Annotated in this window: 18 protein-coding genes; 11 read left to right on the top strand and 7 right to left on the bottom strand. The window is 70.3% G+C overall.

Annotation, left to right across the window (positions count from 1 at the left end):
- Nucleotides 1–53 precede the first annotated feature (53 nt).
- The 3 genes from GGQ63_RS05860 to GGQ63_RS05850 form a co-directional block, all read right to left on the bottom strand.
- Nucleotides 54–674, bottom strand: coding sequence for a hypothetical protein (locus tag GGQ63_RS05860; RefSeq protein ID WP_183853510.1), 621 nt, complete (start codon nucleotides 672–674; stop codon nucleotides 54–56).
- Nucleotides 675–801: 127 nt separating this feature from the next.
- Nucleotides 802–1,785, bottom strand: coding sequence for a bifunctional riboflavin kinase/FAD synthetase (locus GGQ63_RS05855; RefSeq protein WP_183854058.1), 984 nt, complete (start codon nucleotides 1,783–1,785; stop codon nucleotides 802–804).
- Between the two features lie 154 nt (nucleotides 1,786–1,939).
- Complete coding sequence (locus GGQ63_RS05850; RefSeq protein ID WP_183853508.1) at nucleotides 1,940–2,809, bottom strand: TIGR01459 family HAD-type hydrolase; 870 nt, start codon at nucleotides 2,807–2,809, stop codon at nucleotides 1,940–1,942.
- Nucleotides 2,810–2,979: 170 nt separating this feature from the next.
- On the opposite strand from GGQ63_RS05850, the gene GGQ63_RS05845 reads away from it, so the two are divergent.
- From GGQ63_RS05845 to GGQ63_RS05820, 6 genes are all read left to right on the top strand, one after another.
- Entirely contained in the window at nucleotides 2,980–4,401 is a 1,422-nt protein-coding gene (locus GGQ63_RS05845) for a sigma-54-dependent transcriptional regulator (protein WP_246429630.1), read from the top strand.
- A gap of 197 nt (nucleotides 4,402–4,598) precedes the next feature.
- Nucleotides 4,599–5,141: a hypothetical protein gene (locus tag GGQ63_RS05840; RefSeq protein ID WP_183853503.1), complete on the top strand. Its 543-nt coding sequence runs from the start codon at nucleotides 4,599–4,601 to the stop codon at nucleotides 5,139–5,141.
- 332 nt (nucleotides 5,142–5,473) lie between these two features.
- Nucleotides 5,474–5,788 carry a co-chaperone GroES gene (gene groES / locus GGQ63_RS05835; RefSeq protein WP_183853501.1) on the top strand — a complete coding sequence of 105 codons (315 nt, stop codon included), beginning with the start codon at nucleotides 5,474–5,476 and terminating at the stop codon, nucleotides 5,786–5,788.
- A gap of 52 nt (nucleotides 5,789–5,840) precedes the next feature.
- The gene (gene groL, locus GGQ63_RS05830; RefSeq protein WP_183853499.1) at nucleotides 5,841–7,478 is read left to right on the top strand and encodes a chaperonin GroEL; all 1,638 of its coding nucleotides are present in this window, start codon (nucleotides 5,841–5,843) and stop codon (nucleotides 7,476–7,478) included.
- A gap of 200 nt (nucleotides 7,479–7,678) precedes the next feature.
- Nucleotides 7,679–7,939: a type II toxin-antitoxin system HicA family toxin gene (locus tag GGQ63_RS05825; RefSeq protein WP_183853497.1), complete on the top strand. Its 261-nt coding sequence runs from the start codon at nucleotides 7,679–7,681 to the stop codon at nucleotides 7,937–7,939.
- Nucleotides 7,936–8,268 carry a type II toxin-antitoxin system HicB family antitoxin gene (locus GGQ63_RS05820; RefSeq protein ID WP_210308396.1) on the top strand — a complete coding sequence of 111 codons (333 nt, stop codon included), beginning with the start codon at nucleotides 7,936–7,938 and terminating at the stop codon, nucleotides 8,266–8,268. The genes GGQ63_RS05825 and GGQ63_RS05820 overlap by 4 nt, the downstream gene beginning before the upstream one ends.
- Before the next feature lie 83 nt (nucleotides 8,269–8,351).
- On the opposite strand, the gene GGQ63_RS05815 is transcribed toward GGQ63_RS05820, so the two are convergent.
- The 3 genes from GGQ63_RS05815 to GGQ63_RS05805 all read right to left on the bottom strand — a co-directional run bounded on the left by GGQ63_RS05815 (nucleotide 8,352) and on the right by GGQ63_RS05805 (nucleotide 11,916).
- The gene (locus tag GGQ63_RS05815) at nucleotides 8,352–9,527 is read right to left on the bottom strand and encodes a mandelate racemase/muconate lactonizing enzyme family protein (RefSeq protein ID WP_425502062.1); all 1,176 of its coding nucleotides are present in this window, start codon (nucleotides 9,525–9,527) and stop codon (nucleotides 8,352–8,354) included.
- An 88-nt stretch (nucleotides 9,528–9,615) separates the two neighbouring features.
- Nucleotides 9,616–11,286, bottom strand: coding sequence for an ABC transporter substrate-binding protein (locus tag GGQ63_RS05810; RefSeq protein ID WP_183853493.1), 1,671 nt, complete (start codon nucleotides 11,284–11,286; stop codon nucleotides 9,616–9,618).
- Nucleotides 11,287–11,484: 198 nt separating this feature from the next.
- Nucleotides 11,485–11,916, bottom strand: a complete 432-nt coding sequence (locus GGQ63_RS05805) for a nucleoside deaminase (protein ID WP_183854054.1) — start codon at nucleotides 11,914–11,916, stop codon at nucleotides 11,485–11,487.
- 111 nt (nucleotides 11,917–12,027) lie between these two features.
- On the opposite strand from GGQ63_RS05805, the gene GGQ63_RS05800 reads away from it, so the two are divergent.
- From GGQ63_RS05800 to GGQ63_RS05780, 5 genes are all read left to right on the top strand, one after another.
- On the top strand, nucleotides 12,028–13,713 hold the full coding sequence (locus GGQ63_RS05800; RefSeq protein WP_183853491.1) for a pseudouridine synthase: 1,686 nt from the start codon (nucleotides 12,028–12,030) through the stop codon (nucleotides 13,711–13,713).
- Entirely contained in the window at nucleotides 13,694–14,251 is a 558-nt protein-coding gene (gene rsmD, locus GGQ63_RS05795) for a 16S rRNA (guanine(966)-N(2))-methyltransferase RsmD (protein WP_183853489.1), read from the top strand. The genes GGQ63_RS05800 and rsmD overlap by 20 nt, the downstream gene beginning before the upstream one ends.
- 109 nt (nucleotides 14,252–14,360) lie before the next feature.
- On the top strand, nucleotides 14,361–15,752 hold the full coding sequence (locus GGQ63_RS05790; protein WP_343061086.1) for a M16 family metallopeptidase: 1,392 nt from the start codon (nucleotides 14,361–14,363) through the stop codon (nucleotides 15,750–15,752).
- 6 nt (nucleotides 15,753–15,758) lie between these two features.
- Complete coding sequence (locus tag GGQ63_RS05785; RefSeq protein WP_183853485.1) at nucleotides 15,759–17,096, top strand: M16 family metallopeptidase; 1,338 nt, start codon at nucleotides 15,759–15,761, stop codon at nucleotides 17,094–17,096.
- Between the two features lie 8 nt (nucleotides 17,097–17,104).
- On the top strand, nucleotides 17,105–17,986 hold the full coding sequence (locus tag GGQ63_RS05780) for a patatin-like phospholipase family protein (RefSeq protein WP_183853483.1): 882 nt from the start codon (nucleotides 17,105–17,107) through the stop codon (nucleotides 17,984–17,986).
- A 7-nt stretch (nucleotides 17,987–17,993) separates the two neighbouring features.
- Here the strand turns inward: GGQ63_RS05780 and GGQ63_RS05775 are convergent, their stop codons facing one another.
- On the bottom strand, nucleotides 17,994–19,820 hold the full coding sequence (locus GGQ63_RS05775; protein WP_183853481.1) for a monovalent cation:proton antiporter-2 (CPA2) family protein: 1,827 nt from the start codon (nucleotides 19,818–19,820) through the stop codon (nucleotides 17,994–17,996).
- Nucleotides 19,821–19,975 lie beyond the last annotated feature (155 nt).

Genomic DNA, 19,975 nt, shown 5'->3' with positions numbered 1-19,975 from the left:
GCCCGGCGCAGGGGCCGGGCTCCGTCTCGGATGGGCGATGGGGACGCGCGGCCTCAGCTGCCGAACGGCCAGATCTTCCACTTCTTCTTCTTCGGCTCGGGCAGGTCGGTCGGCGAATTGGGGTCGAATTCGCGGTAGGTGCTCGGCGGGTCGGTCAGATAGCGGCGCACCGGCCGGCCTTCCTCGTCGAACGAGCCGCCCTTGTTCTTGCGCATCGAGGCCCAGATCTTCTTGGCCTCCTCGGGATCCATCGGCTTGCTCTCGTCGCGGATGCGGCCCATTTCCTGGCCCTTCGGGAGCCGGAAACCGGGATCGCGCGCGGCGCGTTCGGACGGGGTGAGATTGTCGAGCCGCGGCGTGTCGTCCTCGCGGGAGCGGGCGCGCCGCTCGGCATCGGGATCGCGCGGCCAGGCCGGGTCGGTATAGGCGGTCGCCTCGGCGGGCGGCGGCAGCGACTTCGACTTCGGGTCGACGATGGCGCCGCGCGGGCGATATTCCACCTCTTCCTTCGACGGCCCGCTCAGGGAGACGATGCCGAGCACGTCCTCCATGGTCTGCAGTTCGGGCGCCTTGCCCGTGCCGTAGGTGGTGCCGGAACAGCCGGCGAGCGCGGCGACGGCGAGGCTTGCGGCGGCGAGACCGCAGAGGCGGCGCGAGGCGGCGAAGGACGGCATCAGAACGGCTCTCCCGATTCCGCCGAAGTGAGGCGGGGCGACTGCGCTTTGCCCGAAGAAGCGGGCGAAATTCCGGCGCTCTCGCTTCTAACCCGGCCGCGTCGGCCCGGCAACTCGTCGCGACCGTTCAGAGCGGGGCGGGGAGCGCCCGGTCGATCGGTCCCGGCGCCGCGGCTTCGGCGAGAATTGCGCGGGCGGCGGCCGAATCGCGGTCCATCTGGGCGATCAGGGCGGCGACGCTGTCGAACTTCTCCTCGCCGCGCAGGAAGGTGTGGAAGCGGACCGCGACGCGCTCGCCATAGAGATCGCCGGAGAAGTCGAAGGCGAACACTTCGAGGAGCGGCGGGCCGTCATCGAAGGTCGGCCGCCGGCCGTAGCTCGCGACGCCTTCGAGCACCGTGCCGTCGGCGCGCGTCATCTCCACCGCATAGATGCCGTGACGCAGGCGGCTGTCGGCGCCGAGCCGGATGTTGGCGGTCGGATAGCCCAGTTCGCGGCCGCGTTTGTCGCCGTCGATCACCGTGCCGAGCACGAAGAAGCGGTAGCCGAGCGCCTCGTTCGCCGCGGCGACATCGCCCGCCTCGAGGAGCGCGCGGATGCGGCTCGACGAAAAGGGGACGCCGCCCGTGTCGACGACCGGCGCCAGCACCGCGAGGCGGAAGCCGTGCCGGGCGGCGGCGGCGCCGAGGAAGGCCGGGGTGCCGGCACGGTCGCGGCCGAAGTGGAAATCATGGCCGACGACGGCGCCGGCGACGCCGAGGCCGCCGACCAGAACCTTCTCGACGAAGCGGCCCGGCTCCATCGCCGCGAGATCGCGGTCGAAGGGCAGCACGACGAGCCCGTCGAAGCCGAGCGCGGTGAGGAGGCGTGCCTTGGCGGCCGGCGGGGTGAGCCGGAAGACCGGCGGGTCGGGCCGGAAGAAATCGCGCGGATGCGGCTCGAAGGTGAGCACGAGCGCCTTCAGGCCGCGGCTGCGCGCCTCGCTGCGGGTCGCCGCGAGCAGCGCCTGATGGCCGCGATGCACGCCGTCGAAATTGCCGATTGCGACGACGCCGCCGGCGAGGTGCGGCGGCAGCGTTTCGAGGGAGAGCGGCGTCAGCGGGTCGGCCATGGACACTGCAACGATCGGCACGGGGAAGAGGAGCGAGGAGAGGGTTCGGACGGGGTCCTGCGAGCGGCCGCAACGTGGCGTTCCCATCCCCCGCGGTCAAGGCCTCGTTGCGGTGCGGCAGACAAGGCGCCGCCGCGATCTCCGCGCGGCCGGTTCACCAGGCGAGACGCGGGATGAAGGCGGTGGCGCCGAGGCGTTCGGCAGCGAGGAAGCGATGCACGGCGTCCCGGTCCGGATCGTCCGCCGGGCCGAAATCGGCGGAATGGATGCCGGCCGTGACGAACAGAACGTCGAGGCCGAAATCGACCGCGCCGCGCAGGTCGGTCGGCGCGCCGTCGCCGATCGCCAGCACCCGGTCGAGCGGCACCGCGCCGGCCCCGGCCTCCGCCGCACGGGCGAGCGCCGCCTCGTAGATCGGCCGGTGCGGCTTGCCGGCGATCAGAGCCGAGCCGCCCAGCTCGCGATAGCGTTCGGCGAGCGCTCCGGCGCAGTAGATCAACTGGTGGCCGCGCTCGACGACACGGTCGGGGTTGGCGCAGATCATCGGCACGTTGCGCGCGCGAAAGCGCTCGAGCAGGGCCTGATAGTCGTCCGGCGTCTCGACCGTGTCGTCGAACAGGCCGGTGCAGGAGATGAGATCGGCCTCCTCGGCCGCGGCGAGCGAGAGATCGAGCCCGTCATAGAGGCCGAGATCGCGTTCCGCACCGAGATGGAAGGCCTTGGCGCCGGGATGGGCGGCGAGGAGGTCCCGCGTCACGTCGCCCGACGTCACGACCGTGTCGAAACACTCCGGCTCGACCCCGAGCGCCGCGAGCTGCGGACGCACGGCATAGTGCGGGCGCGGGGCGTTGGTCACCAGAATCACCGTGCCGCCACCGGCGCGGAAGCGGGCGAGCGCGTCGCGTGCCGCGGGCCAGGAGACCACGCCGTTATGGACGACGCCCCAGACGTCGCAGAGGACGACGCTGTAGCGATCGGCGATCGCGCTCAGGCCGGTGATCGGGTGCGGTGTGGTGTTGTTCATGGCCGCGGGGTTAGAAGGGCCGCGCCGCCCGGTCAAGCCCGCGGCACGGCATCCGCCTCGCCATCACCGGACAACGCTTTCTTTACCCTGTTCGCCGATTGTCGCGCAGGGGCTGCCACATCTTGGCCGGCGGCGCCGGAGACCGTCGATCCACCATGCCGGAGCAGGGTTTGCCCGAGCCCATCCTCCTCGCCCGAGCCCGCAGCGCCGGCTCTGCCGCGCCCGTCCGCGTCGTCATCGTCGATCGCGACCCGGCGCAGCGGCGGCTGATCGCGGCGCAGCTCGAGGCGTCGCGCGACGGCCGCTTCGCCGCCCAGGCTGTGGCCTCCGCCGAAGAGGCGCCCGGCTTCGGCGCCGGCGAGCGCGGGATTCTCGTCGCCGATCTCGACAGTGTCGGCGGAACCGACCGTCTCGGCCGCCTCGCCACCGGCGCGACTGCGGTGATCGCGACGAGCGCACGCGGCTCGGTGAGCACGGCGGTCGCGGCGATGCGGGCGGGCGCCGTCGACTTCCTGCCGAAGCCGTTCGGTCCCGCCGCCCTGATCGAGCGGATCGAGGCGGCGGTGGCGAACTGGACTCGCGACCCGGTGGCCGTCGAACTGCCGCCGACCGCCGTGCCACGCGAGGACTTCGAAGGCTTCATCGGCCGCTCGCCGGCGATGCGGCGCGTCTACGACCAGATCGAGCGGATCGCGCCCTCGCGTGCGCCGGTCTTCGTCACGGGCGAGAGCGGGACGGGCAAGGAGGTCTGCGCCGAAGCGATCCACGCCCGCTCGGGCCGGGCCGACGGCCCCTTCGTGGCGCTCAATTGCAGCGCCATCCCGAAGGATCTGATGGAGAGCGAGATCTTCGGCCATGTCCGCGGCGCCTTTACGGGAGCGACCGAGACGCGCGCCGGCGCGGCCGAGCGCGCGGACGGCGGCACGCTGTTTCTCGACGAGATCGGCGAGATGGACATGGCGCTGCAGGCGAAGCTGTTGCGCTTCGTGCAGACCGGCATGGTGCGGCGGGTCGGCGACGGCGAGGACCGCCGGATCGACGTCCGCTTCGTCTGCGCCACCCATCGCGATCCGCTCGTCGAGATCGCCGCCGGGCGCTTCCGCGAGGATCTCTTCTACCGTCTGCACGTGCTGCCGATCCATCTGCCGGCGCTGCGGGAGCGCGGCGACGATGTGATGGCGCTCGCCGAAGCCTTCCTCGCCCGCTACGCCGCCGAGGAGCGCAAGGCCTTTCGCGGCTTCGACGCCGGGGCGGCGGAGGCGCTCGGCCGCCACATCTGGCCCGGCAATGTGCGCGAGCTCCAGAACGTCGTGCGGCGGATCGTCGTGCTCGAGGATGGTGAGATGGTCACCTGCGGCATGTTGCCGGCGGCGGTTGCGGCCGGCGCGCGCGGTGCGGCGGCGCCGGTGCTCGCGGCCGCCCTCGGCCAGCCGATCGTCGTCACACCCTTCTGGGAGCAGGAACGGACGATCATCGAGGCGGCCGTCGCGGCCTTCGGCGGCAATGTCGCGCGGGCCGCAGCCGCGCTCGAGATCAGCCCCTCCACCATCTACCGCAAACGGCTCGCCTGGCAGGAACGGCGGACCGGCTGAGAGCCGGCTGAGCGTTACGGCGCCGAAACGGCCCTTGCCGCGCCTCGTTTTTGCTACGCCCGCATCTCGTGCTGCACTTGCGTCCTACGGCCAAGCTGCGGCATGGTCGGTCCGTGGGCTGAAACGGGCGCCTCCCGCGGCGTCCGGTGAGGGGTGGGATGATGAGACGAAGCGGTTCCCGGATCGCCGGGAGCGCCATGCGCGGTTCCCTGGCCGCGGTCCTGATCGCCATGCTGGTTCCGACGGCGGCTTCGGCCGGGCCGATCGCGGAGCGCGCCGCTGAGGCGGAGGCGAAGCTCGCCGCGGGCGATGCGGCCGGGGCCGCCGCCGCACTCGATGCCGCCTATGATGCCTTCGCCGCCGCCGCGCCCTTCGCGCTCAAGACCGCCGCCTTCGCGTCGCGGATCGACGGTTACGGGCTCTACACCCCGCGGGCGGCGGGGCCGTTCCGCGCCGGCGACACCGTGACGATCTATGCCGAACCGCTCGGCGTTGCCGGGTCGACGCTCGCGCCGACGATCGAGATTCGCGACGCGCGCGGCCTCATCTATGCGAAGGCGACCGATCTGCCGCCGATCGCGGCGCCCGCCGGTGCCGCCTCGCGCCTCTTCCACATCGCGCTCGCCTTCACGCTGCCGACGCTGCGGCCGGGCGATTACGAGCTCGTGCTGACGCTCGACGCGGGCGAGGCGCAGGGGCGGACGGTGACGGCGACGCTGCCGATGGCCGTCGCGCCCTGAAGTCGGGCACGCCGAGGCCGGCTTTTCCTGGAAGCGGCGCGAGGGATGACCGGGCGGGCTCATGAGGCGCCCGCTCGTGTCTCCCTGCCGCCGCTCGGCGCCACGGCGTTCCTCCGCGCGCCCTTCTTTCGTCCCTTTCCGCCGGCATGAGCAGGCGCAACGGCCGGTCTGCGGCGCTGCGGCCGCGATCGATCGTCGCCCGGCCTTGACAAGTCTCACCCCCAATCCTAAATCCGGCGCGCTCGTTGGCACTCGATCCGTGAGAGTGCTAACAGCGGCATTCCGGACGGACTCGCGAGGGGGTCCGCTTTCAGATATCTCAGGAGAGAGACATGGGATTCCGTCCTCTGCATGACCGGGTCGTTGTTCGCCGCCTGGCGTCCGAAGAAAAGACGGCCGGCGGGATCATCATCCCCGACACCGCCAAGGAAAAGCCCCAGGAGGGCGAGGTCGTCGCCGTCGGTCCGGGCACCCGTGACGACAGCGGCAAGCTGGTCGCGCTCGACGTGAAGGCCGGCGACCGCATCCTGTTCGGCAAGTGGTCCGGCACCGAAGTCAAGATCGACGGTGAAGAGCTCCTGATTATGAAGGAGTCGGACATTCTCGGCGTCGTCGAGGGCAAGGCCGAAAGCAAGAAGGCCGCGTAACGGCTCCGCCGACGCGCCTTTTCCATTGCCCCGAGATTGAAAGGAACCAGAAATGGCTGCCAAAGACGTCAAGTTTTCTGCTGATGCCCGCGAGAAGATGCTGCGCGGCGTCGACATCCTCGCCAATGCGGTGAAGGTGACGCTGGGTCCGAAGGGCCGTAACGTCGTCATCGAGAAGTCCTTCGGCGCGCCGCGCATCACCAAGGACGGTGTGACCGTCGCCAAGGAGATCGAGCTCGAGGACAAGTTCGAGAATCTCGGCGCTCAGCTCGTTCGCGAAGTCGCCTCGAAGACCAACGACATCGCCGGTGACGGCACCACCACCGCCACCGTGCTCGCCCAGGCGATCGTCAAGGAAGGCGCCAAGGCGGTTGCCGCCGGCATGAACCCGATGGACCTCAAGCGCGGCATCGATCTCGCCGTCGCCGAGGCCGTCAAGGATCTCGAGAAGCGCTCGAAGAAGATCAAGACCTCGGAAGAGGTCGCTCAGGTCGGCACCATCTCGGCGAATGGCGAGAAGGAAATCGGCCAGATGATCGCCAATGCGATGCAGAAGGTCGGCAACGAGGGCGTCATCACGGTCGAGGAAGCCAAGACCGCCGAGACCGAACTCGAAGTCGTCGAGGGCATGCAGTTCGACCGCGGCTATCTCTCGCCGTATTTCATCACCAACGCCGAGAAGATGATCACCGAGCTCGAGGATCCCTACATCCTCCTGCACGAGAAGAAGCTCTCCAACCTGCAGTCGATGCTGCCGGTGCTCGAGGCCGTCGTCCAGACCGGCAAGCCGCTCCTCATCATCTCCGAGGATGTCGAGGGCGAGGCGCTCGCCACGCTCGTCGTCAACAAGCTGCGGGGCGGCCTCAAGGTCGCGGCCGTCAAGGCGCCGGGCTTCGGTGACCGCCGCAAGGCCATGCTCGAGGACATCGCCGTGCTGACCGCCGGCCAGGTCATCTCCGAGGATCTCGGCATCAAGCTCGAGAGCGTCACGCTCGCCATGCTCGGCCGCGCCAAGAAGGTCACGATCTCCAAGGAGAACACGACCATCGTCGACGGCGCCGGCAAGAAGAAAGAGATCGAGGCCCGCGTCAGCCAGATCAAGGCCCAGATCGAGGAGACCACCTCGGACTATGATCGCGAGAAGCTCCAGGAGCGTCTGGCGAAGCTCGCGGGCGGCGTCGCGGTGATCCGCGTCGGCGGCGCGACCGAGGTCGAGGTGAAGGAGCGCAAGGACCGCGTCGACGACGCGCTCAACGCGACCCGCGCCGCGGTCGAGGAAGGCATCGTCCCGGGCGGCGGCACGGCTCTGCTGCGCGCCAAGAAGGCCGTCGAGAAGCTGAAGTCCGACAATCCGGACGTCGAGGCCGGCATCAAGATCGTGCTGCGCGCCCTCGAGGCGCCGATCCGCCAGATCGCCGAGAACTCGGGCGTCGAGGGATCGATCGTCGTCGGCAAGGTGCTCGAGTCGAAGGGCGACACCTTCGGCTTCGACGCCCAGAGCGAGACCTATGTGGATCTCGTCGCGGCCGGCATCATCGACCCGACCAAGGTCGTGCGCACCGCGCTGCAGGACGCCGCGTCGGTGTCGAGCCTGATCGTCACCACCGAGGCGCTGATCGCCGAGCGTCCGAAGAAGGAAGCGGCTGCGCCGGCGATGCCGGGCGGCGGCATGGGCGGCATGGACTTCTAAGTCCGGCCTTCCGGTCCAGGATCAAGAAGGGCGCGGCCGAGGCCGCGCCCTTTTTCTTTGGCCGCGTGGCACGGCGCGGTTGCAGCCTTTGGCCATTGCGCCCAGACTTGCCGTGCTCGGGCGCTCATAGGCCGATCTACCACTGACGTCCCCGGTGGCGCACCGCTCTGGTTCCCAATGATACCTGATAGTGATACTATATGACGTTGAGCAAGAAGCACCGGATGACGCTCGATGCCCTCTTTGCCGAACCGGTTCGCGCCGGCATCGTCTGGCGCGATATCGAGGCCCTCCTCGCGGCATGCGGTGCCGAGATGAGCGAAGGGCAGGGCTCGCGGGTGCGGGTGGCGCTGAATGGCGTTCGCGCCGTGTTCCATCGCCCTCATCCGCAGAAGGAGACGGACAAGGGCGCGGTCAAGTCTGTCCGGCGCTTCCTGCTCGAAGCGGAGATCGCACCATGAACACGATGAACTACAAGGGGTATGAGGCCGTCGTCGGCTATGACGAGGAGGCGGAGCTGTTCCACGGCGAGGTGATGAACCTGCGCGATGTGATCACCTTCCAAGGGCGATCCGTCGCCGAGCTCAAGCAGGCCTTTGGGGATTCGGTCGACGATTATCTGGCGTTCTGCGCGCAGCGGGGCGAGGAGCCCGAGAGGCCGTTTTCGGGCCAGTTCGTCGTTCGGGCCGAGCCCGAACAGCACAGAGCTTTCGTCAGCGCTGCGAAGCGCGCCGGCCTCAGCCTGAACCGGTGGGTGACGGCGACTCTGGAGCGGGCAGCGCTCCGGTAGCCGGGCGATCGCCTTCCGTCCGGTCCGAAATCGAGAAGGGCGCGGCCTCGGCCGCGCCCTTTTTCTTTGGCCGCGGGCCGCCCTCAGTGATCGAGCACCGAGCCGTCGGCGTGCAGCCGGGCGTGGATGTGCTGGATCGAGCGGCGGCGCGGCGGAAAGCGCTTCTCCGCTTCGGGGGCGAGCGCGATGCCGAGGCCCGGCGCGTCCGAAATGGTGATGAAGCCGTTCTCCGCCTTCGGCGTGCCGATCAGGAAATCCTCGCCGACCAACCCTTTCCGGCCATCGATATGCGGCGTGCCGATCGGATATTCCTGGATCGCGAAGTTGGGGATCGCCGCGGCGAGCTGCAGGCAGGCGGCGAGGCCGACCGGGGAGACCGGATTGTGCGGGATGATCTGCGCGTCGCTCGCCTCGGCGAGCGCGGCGATCTTCCGGCCGCCGGTGATGCCGCCGCAGATCGCGAGCGAGGTGCGCAGGAACTCGACGCCGCGGCGGGCGAGCAGAGTCTGGAACTGCTGCAGGTTGATGAACCGTTCGCCGGTCGCGACGGGCAGCGGAATATGGTCCGCCACCCAAGCCATGGCATCCGGGCTCGCCGGCTTGAGCGGGTCCTCGTAGAAATAGGGGTGGTAGGGCTCGAGCGCCCGTCCGAGCGTCACCGCCTCCGGCACGGTCAGGCGGCGATGCAGTTCGAGGCAGATGTCGACCTCGGGGCCGACCGCCTCGCGCACCCGCCGGATACGGTCGATCGCGGCATCCATGCGCGCCGCATGGGTCTGGAAATAGGTGCTCGTCTCGGACTCGTCGAGAAAGGGGTTGAGGTGTCCGATCGCGGTATAGCCCTCGGCCTTCCGCTTCGCCGATTCCTCGACCAGTTCGTCGGTGTTGCGCCCCTTCACCCAGGCGTAGACCCGGGCCTTGTGGCGATAGCGGCCGCCGAGCAGTTCATAGACCGGCACGCCGAGCGCCTTGCCCTTCAGGTCCCACAGCGCGATGTCGATCGCCGAGAGGGCGCCGTTGATCGCGGCGCCGGTAAAATGGTTCGAGCGGTGCATCACGTTCCAATGATGCTCGATGGCGCCGGCATCCTTGCCGACGAGATACTCGCCGAACTTCGCGACGGCGGCCGCACTCGCCTCGAGATGGCCCCACGTGCCGGATTCGCCGAGCCCGACGAGACCGTTATCCGTCGTGATCCGGACGAAAAGGAAGATGTCGATCAGAAGCGGTTCGACCTTGGCGATCTTCAAGGGGGGCACTCCAGGCGTGAAAGGGTCTCGGCGTGAAACGGCCGGCCATCCGCGAGCGGATGGCCGGCCACTATGAAGGAGAACGGACGGAGCCGGGTCAGGATTCGATCGAGATCGCCCAGGGCGCGAAGACCTGCCAGTCCGCATTCTTCGCCACACCCTTCACCCAGGGCATCGCCCAGACCGGCATGTTGCGGTAGATCCACGGAATATAGAGGGCATCGGCGCCGGCGAGCACCTGCGCCCGCTGCGCCAGTTCGATCCGCTTCGGGTCGTCGAGTGCCAGCACCGAGGCCTGTTCGAGCAGGGTGTCCACCTCGGCGTTCTTGTAGCCGCCCAGCTTGTTCTTCGCGTTCGAGGAGCCGGAATGCACCGCGCCGAGCAGGAAGGCGGTGGCGTCGGGAACCCGGGCGTTGACGCTGTCGCGGAAGATCTGCACCTGCGCCTGGTCGGGGCCGGAGAAGGCATCGATCTGCGGCTTCATGTCGACCGCCTCGATGCCGAGCACCTGGCGCCACTGCTCGGCGATGTATTGCGCCGCCACCTTGTGCGCCGGCCGGGCGATGCCGACGAAATTGAGCTTCGGCAGGGCGGCGGCGGTCTTGTAGCGCGATTCGGCGAGCAGCTTCTTCGCGCCCTCCGGATCATAGCCGATCGCCGGATAATTCGGATCGACGCCCGGCACGGCGTGCAGGATCTGGTCGGCCTTGGTCTCCGGCCCCTTCGGATAGCTCGCCTTGATCAGCCCGTCGCGATCGATCGCCTTGATCAGGGCGAGGCGCACCTTCGGATCATCGGTCGGGGCGCGGCTGACATTGAACCAGAAATGCTCGCCTTCCGGCGCCGGCGGCCCGGCGACGAAGTCGGCACCGAGATCGTCGACCACGGTCGCCGTCTGCAGCAGGGTGTGGAGATCGTAGCGGCGCTCCTTGAGGAGGAGCGTGGCCGCCACCTGGTCCTCGATCGCCGTCACCTCGACGCGGGCGAGCTTCGGCGTCGGGCCGAAGAAATGGGGATTGCGCTCGAAGACGAGCTTGCCGGCATCGAGGTCGATCGACACCGGCGCGAACGGTCCGCTCACCGCAACGCCGTTCTCCGGACGCCACCATTCGGCGATCTCGGCGCCCGTCTCGTCGCGCGCCGCCGACGCCTTGATCACCGGCGCCAACTGGTTGGCGAGCTTCGCGAAGAAGATCGGATCGGGCCGCGAGAGCCGGACGACGAGCGTCTTCTCGTCCTTGACGGAGACGCCCGACAGGGTCGACGCCGCGCCGCTCTGCACCGCGCCGAAGCCCTCCACCGTGCCGATCACCTGCTCGATGCGCTGGTTCTTGGTGGCCGGAACGGCGGCGATCTCCCACGAGCCCTTCACCTCGTCGGCCGTGATCGGGCTGCCGTCGGAGAACTTCGCCGCGGGATCGAGGGTGAACACCCATTCCGTGAATTCGGCGTTCGAAGTCCAGCTGGTGAAGACATAGGGATGGATCTGCCCCTCGCCGTCATAATAGAGCGGCGAGGCCCACCAGAAGGCGTTCAGCCGATAGGTCTGGCCGCCGCCGCGGATCGGCGACCAGTCCTGCGAGAAGGCGGGATAGATCACCTTGAGCGTGTCGTTCTCGGTCGCGGCGGCGGTGAGCACCATGCGGCCCGGCGCCACGGCGAGGGCGAGCGCGGAGAGGCCGACCCCCGCCATGACGCTGCGGCGGGAGGGGCCGGCGCGGTCGCGCGCGGCGCCAGAAGGCAGATCGAAATGCGGCGGGCGGGCCATGATGGGATCCGGTCTCGACGGTCGGGGGCGGCAATGAATTCCGCGGGTTGAAGCCCGGCTATGATCGCCGCCCGCGTGCCGCTGACGAGGAACGGAAAACCAATTTCACTCGTGCCGAAAGATTAAACGTCTATTCGGGGCGGGTTCCCGCCCGATCCGCCCCGCCGCTGCCCGCCTGACGGACGGCCCGAGCGCGCCTCATTCCCGTCTGGCGCGGAAAAACCCGCGCAGCAGGTCGGCCGCCTCGCGCTCGGCGAGGCCGCCATAGGTCTCGGGAGCGTGGTGGCAGGTCGGCTGGGCGTAGAGGCGGACGCCGTGCTCGACCGCGCCGCCCTTCTCGTCGCCGGCGCCGAAATAGAGCCGGCGGATGCGGGCGAACGAGATCGCGGCCGCACACATCGGGCAGGGTTCGAGGGTGACGTAGAGATCGCAGCCGGTGAGCCGCTCCGAGCCGAGCGCGGCGGCCGCCGCGCGGATCACCAGCATCTCGGCATGGGCGGTCGGGTCCTTCGCCGCCAGCGTCTCGTTGCCGGCGCGGGCGATCACGGTGCCGTCGCGCACGATCACCGCGCCGACCGGAACCTCGCCGCGCGCCGCCGCGGCACGGGCCTCTTCGAGCGCCAGCGCCATGAAGGAGGGCGCCGCCTCCGATCGATCTCGCAAGCCGCTCTTCCCTCTGCTAACAGTCCGCTCTAATGGGCCGCGCCGCCGATGGCGCCGCCGCGAGGATCACGAACTCTCATGACCGACACGAGGAAACGCAACGGCCGCGACGAGGCCGCCGGCGACGAACGGATCGACCGCATCGCCAAGGTGCTCGCCCGCGCGGGCCTCTGCTCGCGCCGCGACGCCGAGCGCTGGATCGAGGAGGGCCGCGTCGCCATCAACGGCCGGACGCTGACGAGCCCGGCAGTGAACGTCAAGCCCGGCGATTCGGTGACGGTCGACGGCGAGCCGCTGCCGGAGCGCGAGCGGACGCGGCTGTGGCTCTATCACAAGCCGCGCGGCCTCGTCACCACGGCGCGCGACCCCGAGGGGCGGCCGACCGTGTTCGATTCGCTGCCCGACGAGCTGCCGCGCGTCGTCGCGGTGGGCCGGCTCGACATCAACACCGAAGGCCTCCTGCTGCTCACCAATGACGGCGGGCTCGCCCGCGTGCTCGAACTGCCGGCGACCGGCTGGCTGCGGCGCTACCGGGTGCGCGCCTATGGCCGCGAGATCACGCCGGCCGATCTCCTGCCGCTCGCCGACGGGCTGACCATCGAGGGCGTCGTCTATGGCGCGGTCGAGGCGGTGATCGACCGGGTGCAGGGCGCCAATACCTGGCTGACGCTCGGACTTCGCGAGGGCAAGAACCGCGAGGTGAAGAAGATTCTCGGCCATCTCGGGCTCGATGTGAGCCGGCTGATCCGGGTGTCCTACGGGCCCTTCCAGCTCGGCGACCTGCCGGAGGGCGAGGTGGTCGAGATCCGCGGCCGCATGCTGCGCGACCAGCTCGGGCCACGCCTGATGGACGAGGCCGAGACCGATTTCGACGCGCCGATCCGTCCCCCGACGGCCGGCGACGCTCCGCCGCGCCGCCGCACACCGGCCAAGCCGGAGCCTGCCGAGGAGCGTCGCGGCGCGCGTGGCGACCGGCCGGTCCGGCCGCGTCGCGAGGAGGGCGCGGGCGAGCGCGCCACCCGCCCCCGGCGCGAGGAAGGCGCCGGCGACCGCCCCTTCAAGCCGCGGCGCGCGGAGGGCGCAGGCGATCGGCCGTTCAGGCCTCGGCGCGAGGGAGGCGCGGGTGACCGTCCGTTCCGGCCTCGGCGTGAGGAAGGTGCCGGCGATCGGCCGTTCCGGCCGCGGCGCGAGGAAGGTGCCGGCGACCGTCCGTTCAAGCCGCGGCGCGAGGAAGGTGCCGGTGATCGGCCGTTCCGGCCTCGGCGTGAGGAGGGTGGCGGCGACCGTCCATTCCGGCCTCGGCGTGAGGAGGGCGCCGGCGATCGCCCGTTCAAGCCGCGTCGCGAAGAGGGCGCCGGCGATCGGTCGTTCCGGCCTCGGCGCGAGGAAGGTGGCGGCGATCGGCCGTTCAGGCCGCGGCGCGAGGAAGCTGCCGGTGATCGGCCGTTCCGGCCGCGGCGTGAGGAGGGCGGCGGCGACCGTCCGTTCAAGCCGCGTCGCGAAGAGGGCGCCGGCGCTCGGCCGTTCAAGCCGCGGCGCGAGGAAGGTGGCGGCGATCGGCCGTTCAAGCCGCGTCGCGAAGAGGGTGGCGGCGGCGATCGGCCGTTCAAGGCCCGGCCGCCGCGGCGCGATGAAGCGGCGGGTGGCGGCAAGGGTCCGTCGCGCAGCGGTCCGCCGCGCGGCAAGCCGGGCGGTGGCCGTCCGACCGGCGGCAAACCGGGACGCGGGCCGACACGGGGCGGCGATGCGGGTCGTCGGCGGTGAGTTTCGCGGCCGGACCCTCGCGACGCCCGCCGGCGCCGCGATCCGGCCGACCTCCGACCGGCTGCGCGAGAGCCTCTTCAACCGGCTGGCGCACGGGCTCGGCGATCCCGTGCCCGGCGCGCGGGTGCTCGATCTCTTCGCCGGAACGGGCGCGCTCGGCATCGAGGCGCTGTCGCGCGGCGCGGATTTCGTGCTCTTCGTCGAGATCGGTGCCGAGGGCCGCGGCCTGATCCGCACCAATGTCGAGGCCTTCGGCCTCACCGGCCGCACCAAGATCTTCCGCCGCGACGCCACCGATCTCGGACCGGTCGCGCCGCTCGCTCCTTTCGATCTCGTCTTCGCCGATCCGCCCTATGGCAAGGGTCTCGGCGAGCGGGCGCTTGCTTCCGCGCGGGCGGGCGGATGGCTGGCGCCCGGCGCCCTGCTGGTGCTCGAGGAGGACGCGAAGGCCGAGATCGCGCCGATCGACGGGCTCGAGGAGATCGACCGGCGCGAGGCCGGCATCGCGCAGGTGCGGCTCTTCCGCAACGGTTCGTGAGGCGGATCGCCGCGCTGCATCTTTTTCGTGCAGCGGCGAGGGAACCGCCCTAGGCTGGCCGCAAAGAGCGGCAAGGATCGCCGCTCGATCCCGAGCCATGGACCAGCCTGTGACGAAAAGGCTTCGCCGCCGCCTTTCCGCCCTCGCCGGAGCCGCGTTGATCGCGGCGCTGGTGCTTTCTGCCGCTCCCCTTCGCGCCGAGACGCCGGCCGTGCCGCGCATCGCGCCGGCCGCCTCCGAATTCACGCTCGACAACGGGCTCTCCGTCGTCGTCGTTCCGGACCGCCGCGCGCCGGTGGTGACGCAGATGGTGTGGTATCGCGTCGGCTCGGCCGACGATCCGGTCGGCAAGTCCGGCATCGCCCATTTCCTCGAACATCTGATGTTCAAGGGCACGAAGACCCATCCGGCCGGCGTCTTCTCGGCCGAGGTCGCCGAGATCGGCGGCAATGAGAACGCCTTCACGACGGACGATGCCACCGTCTACCACCAGACGGTGCCGAAGGAGCAGCTCGGCCTTGTGATGGGGTTCGAGGCCGACCGCATGGCCAATCTGGTGCTCGACGACGCGGCGGTGCTGCCGGAGCGGGACGTGATCCTTGAGGAGCGCCGGATGCGGGTCGATTCCGATCCGGCGGCGCAGCTCGGCGAGGCGGTCGACGCCGCGCTCTATCAGCGTCACCCCTATGGCACGCCGGTGATCGGCTGGGCGCACGAGATGGCTGAGCTGTCGCGCGAGGACGCGATCACCTTCTACGACCGCGCCTATACGCCGAACAATGCGATCCTCGTCGTCGCCGGCGATGTCGACGAGGAGGAGGTCCGGGTGCTCGCCGAGGCGACCTATGGCAAGGTCGCGCGCCGTGCCGCGCCCGCCCCGCGCGACCGGGCGAAGGAGCCCGAGCCCGTCGCCGCCCGCGCCGTGACGCTTTCCGATCCGCGCGTCGCGCAGCCGAGCCTGCAGCGGCGCTATCTCGTGCCGTCCTATGCGAGCGCGACGGGTCGCGAGGCCGAGGCGCTCGACGTGCTCGCCGACATTCTCGGCGGCGGCACCGAGAGCCGGCTCTATCGCAAACTGGTACGCGGCGCGGCGATCGCGACCTCGGCCGGGGTCTGGTATTCCGGCTCGCAGCTCGATTACGGCAGCTTCGGCCTCTCCGCTTCGCCGCGGGGCGCGACGACGCTCGATACGCTCGCCGCGGCGATCGACGGCGTGATCGCGGATCTGCGCGATCGCGGCATCACCGAGGACGAGCTCGCCCGCGCCAAGCGGCGAACGCGGGCGGGCGCGATCTACGCGCAGGATTCGAGCCGCGGCCTCGCCAACTATCTCGGCACCGCGCTCCTGACGGGCGAGAGCCTTGCGAAAGCGCAGGATTATCCCGCCCGGATCGAGGCGGTGACCGCCGAGGACGTCCGCGCCGCCGCCGAGAAATATCTGGACCTGAAGCGGTCCGTGACCGGCTATCTCCTTCCCGCCCCCGCCGCCAAGCCGATCTGAGGCGCCATGACCGCGATGTTCCGCTCCGCCGCCGTCCGTCTCGCGCAGCATTCCCTCGCCGTCGCCGCTGCAGCCGGCTTCGCCCTGTTCGCCTGTGCCGCCCAGGCGACGACGGTCGAGCGGGTGGTCAGCCCCAAGGGCATCGAGGCCTGGCTCGTCGAGGAACAGGCCGTGCCGCTCGTCGCGATGAACTTCGCCTTCAGGGGCGGCGCGGCGCAGGACCCGCCCGAAAAGCCCGGCGTTGCCAATCTTCTCTCCGGCATGCTCGACGAGGGCGCCGGCGATCTTCCCTCCGAAGCGTTTCAGGCGCGGCTCGACGATCTGTCGGTCGAGCTCTCCTTCAGCGCCGGGCGCGAGGCCTTTTTCGGCACGCTGCGCACGCTCGTCGAGACGCGCGACGAGGCCTTCTCGCTCCTCAAGAGGGCGATCACCGTGCCGCGCTTCGACGACGAGCCGCTCGCGCGGATGAAGGACGCGGTGACGACGGGCATCCGCGCCGCCTCGACGGACCCCGATTCGCTCGCCAGCCAGGCGCTCGCCGCGGCGATGTTCCCGGGCCATCCCTATGGCCGGCCGATCGAGGGCACCGAACGGACCGTCGCGGCGATCACGCGGGACGATCTCGAACTGTTCCGCCGCGCCGCCTTCGCCCGCTCCAATCTGCGCATCGTCGTCGTCGGCGCGATCGACGCGAAGACGCTCGGGCCGCTCCTCGACGCGACCTTCGGCGATCTGCCGGAGAACCCGTTCCTGCGCCCGGTGCCGGATGTGAAGCCCGCCGATGCGGGGCTCGTCGAGGTCGCCTTCTCGACCCCCCAGGCGGTCATCCGCTTCGCCGGCAACGGCCTCGAGCGGCACGATCCGGATTTCATGCCGGCTTTCGTCGCCAATCACATCCTCGGCGGTGCCGGCTTCTCCTCGCGGCTCTATGCCGAGGTGCGCGAGAAGCGCGGCCTCGCCTATTCGGTCGGCACCGGCCTCGCGACCTTCGATCATGCAGCGGCCTTCTTCGGCGGCACGGCGACCCGTGCCGACCGCGGCGACGAGGCGCTGACGCTGATCGAGACGGAGATCCGCCGTCTGGCGAGCGAGGGGCCGACCGAGGCCGAGCTCGACCAGGCGAAGCATTATCTGATCGGCTCGTTCGCGCTCCGCTTCGACACCTCGTCACGCATCGCCAGCCAGTTGCTCGCCTTCTCGCTCGACGGTCTCGGCATCGACTATGTCGAGCACCGCAACGATCTCGTCGCCGCCGTGACGATCGAGGATGTGCGCCGTGCCGCGCGCCGCGTCTTCGAGGCCGGCCCGGCGGTGGTGGTGCGGGTCGGGCCGAAGCCGAGCTGAACGCTGCGATGAGCGAGGACGACGAAGCGCCGTCGCACCCGCCGGCGGAACGCAAGGCCGTTCCGGCGCGGACCACCGGGGGGCCGCGCGTCGGGCTCGCGCTCGGCGGCGGCGGAGCCCGCGGCCTCGCGCATATCGTCGTGCTCGAGGCGTTCGACGATCTCGGCATCCGGCCCTCGATCGTCGCGGGGTCCTCGATCGGGGCCGTCATCGGTGCCGGCTGCGCGGCCGGCATGCCCGCCTCGGAGATCCGCGCCTATGTGCTCGAGCTCTTCCGCAACCGGCCCGAGGTGCTCGCCCGGCTGTGGAAGCTGCGGTCGCGCGGCGCGTTGTTCGGCCTCGGCCAGATCGATCCCGAGCGGACACTCGATCTCTTCATGCCGGCCGGCCTGCCGCGCGACTTCGCCGATCTCATCGTGCCGCTCGAGATCGTCGCGGCCGATTATTACGCCGGCGAGGCGGCGATCTTCTCGCACGGGCCGCTCTTTCCGGCGATCGCCGCCTCGATCGCCATTCCGGTGCTGTTCCGGCCGGTGCTGCGCGACGGCCGGGTGCTGCTCGACGGCGGTCTCGTCAACCCGCTGCCTTTCGACAGGGTCGCGCCGCACGCCGACATCACGGTCGCCGTCGATGTGGTCGGCGCACCGGCCGGGACGCCGCCGCGCGTGCCGGGGTCGATCGATCTCGCCTTCGGCTCGTCGCAGTTGCTGATGCACACCATCACGCGCGAGAAGCTGCGCACGGCGCACGCGCCGGACATTCTTGTCCGTCCGGCGATCCAGCCGTTCCAGGTGCTCGATTTCTGGAAGGCACCGGCGATCCTCGAAGCGGCCGAGCCGGTGCGCGCCGAGGTCCGCGCCGCGCTCGAGCGGCGCCTCGCGGCGCTCTGAGGCCGCCTCAGCTCCAGCCCGTCCTGGCGCCTTCCGCCGGCGCGGGGTCCGGACGGTCGATGCGCTTCGATTCGCGCTTCGGCTGGACGAGCGGCTGCGGCGTGACGCGGGAGCGGGCGAGCTGCTGGCCGAAGGTGATGAAGCCGCCGGCCTGTTGGATGGCGAGCCGCTCGGCGTCCTTGGCCCGAAGATCGGCGGCGATCTCGGCCGCCCGGTCGGCGTCGACGCCGAGTCCTTCGAGCGCGGCCTGGCCGAAGGTGAAGGCGCTCTCGTAGAGTTCGCGCACCTGGTAGTCGACGCCCGCCTCGATCAGCTCGATCGTATGGACGCGGTCGAAGGAGCGCACATAGAGCTTCTTCATCGGATAGGCCTCGCGGATCACCTCGACGACCCGGCTCGTCGCCTCCTTGCGGTCGGTGCAGATCGCGACGAGATCGGCCTCCTCGATACCGGCGGCGCGCAAGACGTCGAGCCGCGTGCCGTCGCCGAAATAGACCTTGAAGCCGAACCTGCCGGCGCTGTCGATCATCTCGACATCATTGTCGATCGCCGTCACGTCGAGCCCCTGCGCCAGCATGAACTGCGAGGCGATCTGGCCGAACCGGCCGAAGCCGATCAGCAGCACCTTGCCGCCGGCGCCGGCGAAATCCTCCTCGATCTCGGCGGGCTTCGGCTTCGGCAGCACGAAGCGGAGCACGAGCATGGCGAGCGGCGTCAGCGCCATGGAGAGAATGACGGCGGCGGTCAGCACGGCCTGCGTCTCGCCGGGCAGGATGCCCGAGCCGGAAGCGGCGGTGTAGAGCACGAAGGCGAACTCGCCGCCCTGCGCGAACAGAACCGCGCGCGACAGCGCCTCGCCGTGCTTCGCCCGCGTCAGCCGCGCGACCAGATAGATCGCGGTGCCCTTGACGACCATGAAGGCGAGCACTGCGGCGAGCACGATCGGCCACTCGCGGCCGATCACCGCGAGATCGAGCGCCATGCCGACCGAGAGGAAGAAGAGGCCGAGCAGGATGCCGCGGAACGGCTCGATGTCCGCTTCGAGCTGATGGCGGAAGGTCGATTCGGAAAGGAGCACGCCGGCGAGGAAGGCGCCCATCGCCATCGACAGGCCGCCCAGATCCATGATCAGCGCCGCGCCGAGCACGACGAGGAGGGCCGCGGCCGTCATCACCTCGCGGGCACGCGCCGCTGCGAGGATGCGGAACATCGGGTTGAGCAGCCAGCGCCCGGCCGCGACGACGACGGCCACTGCGGCGGCGGCGATCGCGACGCTCGTCAGCCGGTCCATCGCCGTCGCTTCGCCGCCGCCCGGGGCAAAGAGGGCGACCACCGCGAGCAGCGGCACGATCGACAGGTCCTCGAGCAGGAGGATCGACACCATGCGCTGGCCCGGGGCGGTCGCGATATCGCCACGCTCCTCGAGGATCTGCATGATGATCGCGGTCGAGGAGAGCGTGAAGCCCATGCCGGCGACGAAGGCGACGAGCGGGGGAAAGCCGATCGCGATGCCGGCCGCCATGGTCGCCGCGCCGCAGGCCGCGACCTGGAAGGCGCCGAGGCCGAAGATCTCGCGCCGCAGCCCCCACAGGCGCGAGGGCTGCATCTCGAGGCCGATCACGAAGAGGAACATCACCACGCCGAGCTCGGCGACGTGCAGGATCGCCTCCGGATCGGTGAACAGGCCGAGCCCGAACGGTCCGATCAGCACGCCGGCGGCGAGATAGCCGAGCACCGAGCCGAGCCCCAGCCGCTTGAACAGCGGCACGGCGAGCACGCCGGCGCCGAGCAGCGCCGCCGCCGCGGTGAAGGCCGGATCCGTTTCGACCGCCATGCCCCGATCCTTCGCAAGCCTGTATGGGATGCTGCTGAGAGTGGTCAATCACGACGCGCTGTGCAACCCGGCGCCGCGTGCTTCTCCACCCCCTCTCCTGTCGGGGAAACGTGTCGATCCGATGTCGGCGGAGCGGGCGCCGCCGCGCGGGCGCT

This window comes from Prosthecomicrobium pneumaticum (genome assembly GCF_014199915.1).
GTDB lineage: Bacteria > Pseudomonadota > Alphaproteobacteria > Rhizobiales > Kaistiaceae > Prosthecomicrobium > Prosthecomicrobium pneumaticum.
Note: the sequence above shows the minus strand (reverse complement) of the source record. Positions and strands in the feature narration are given on the sequence as shown.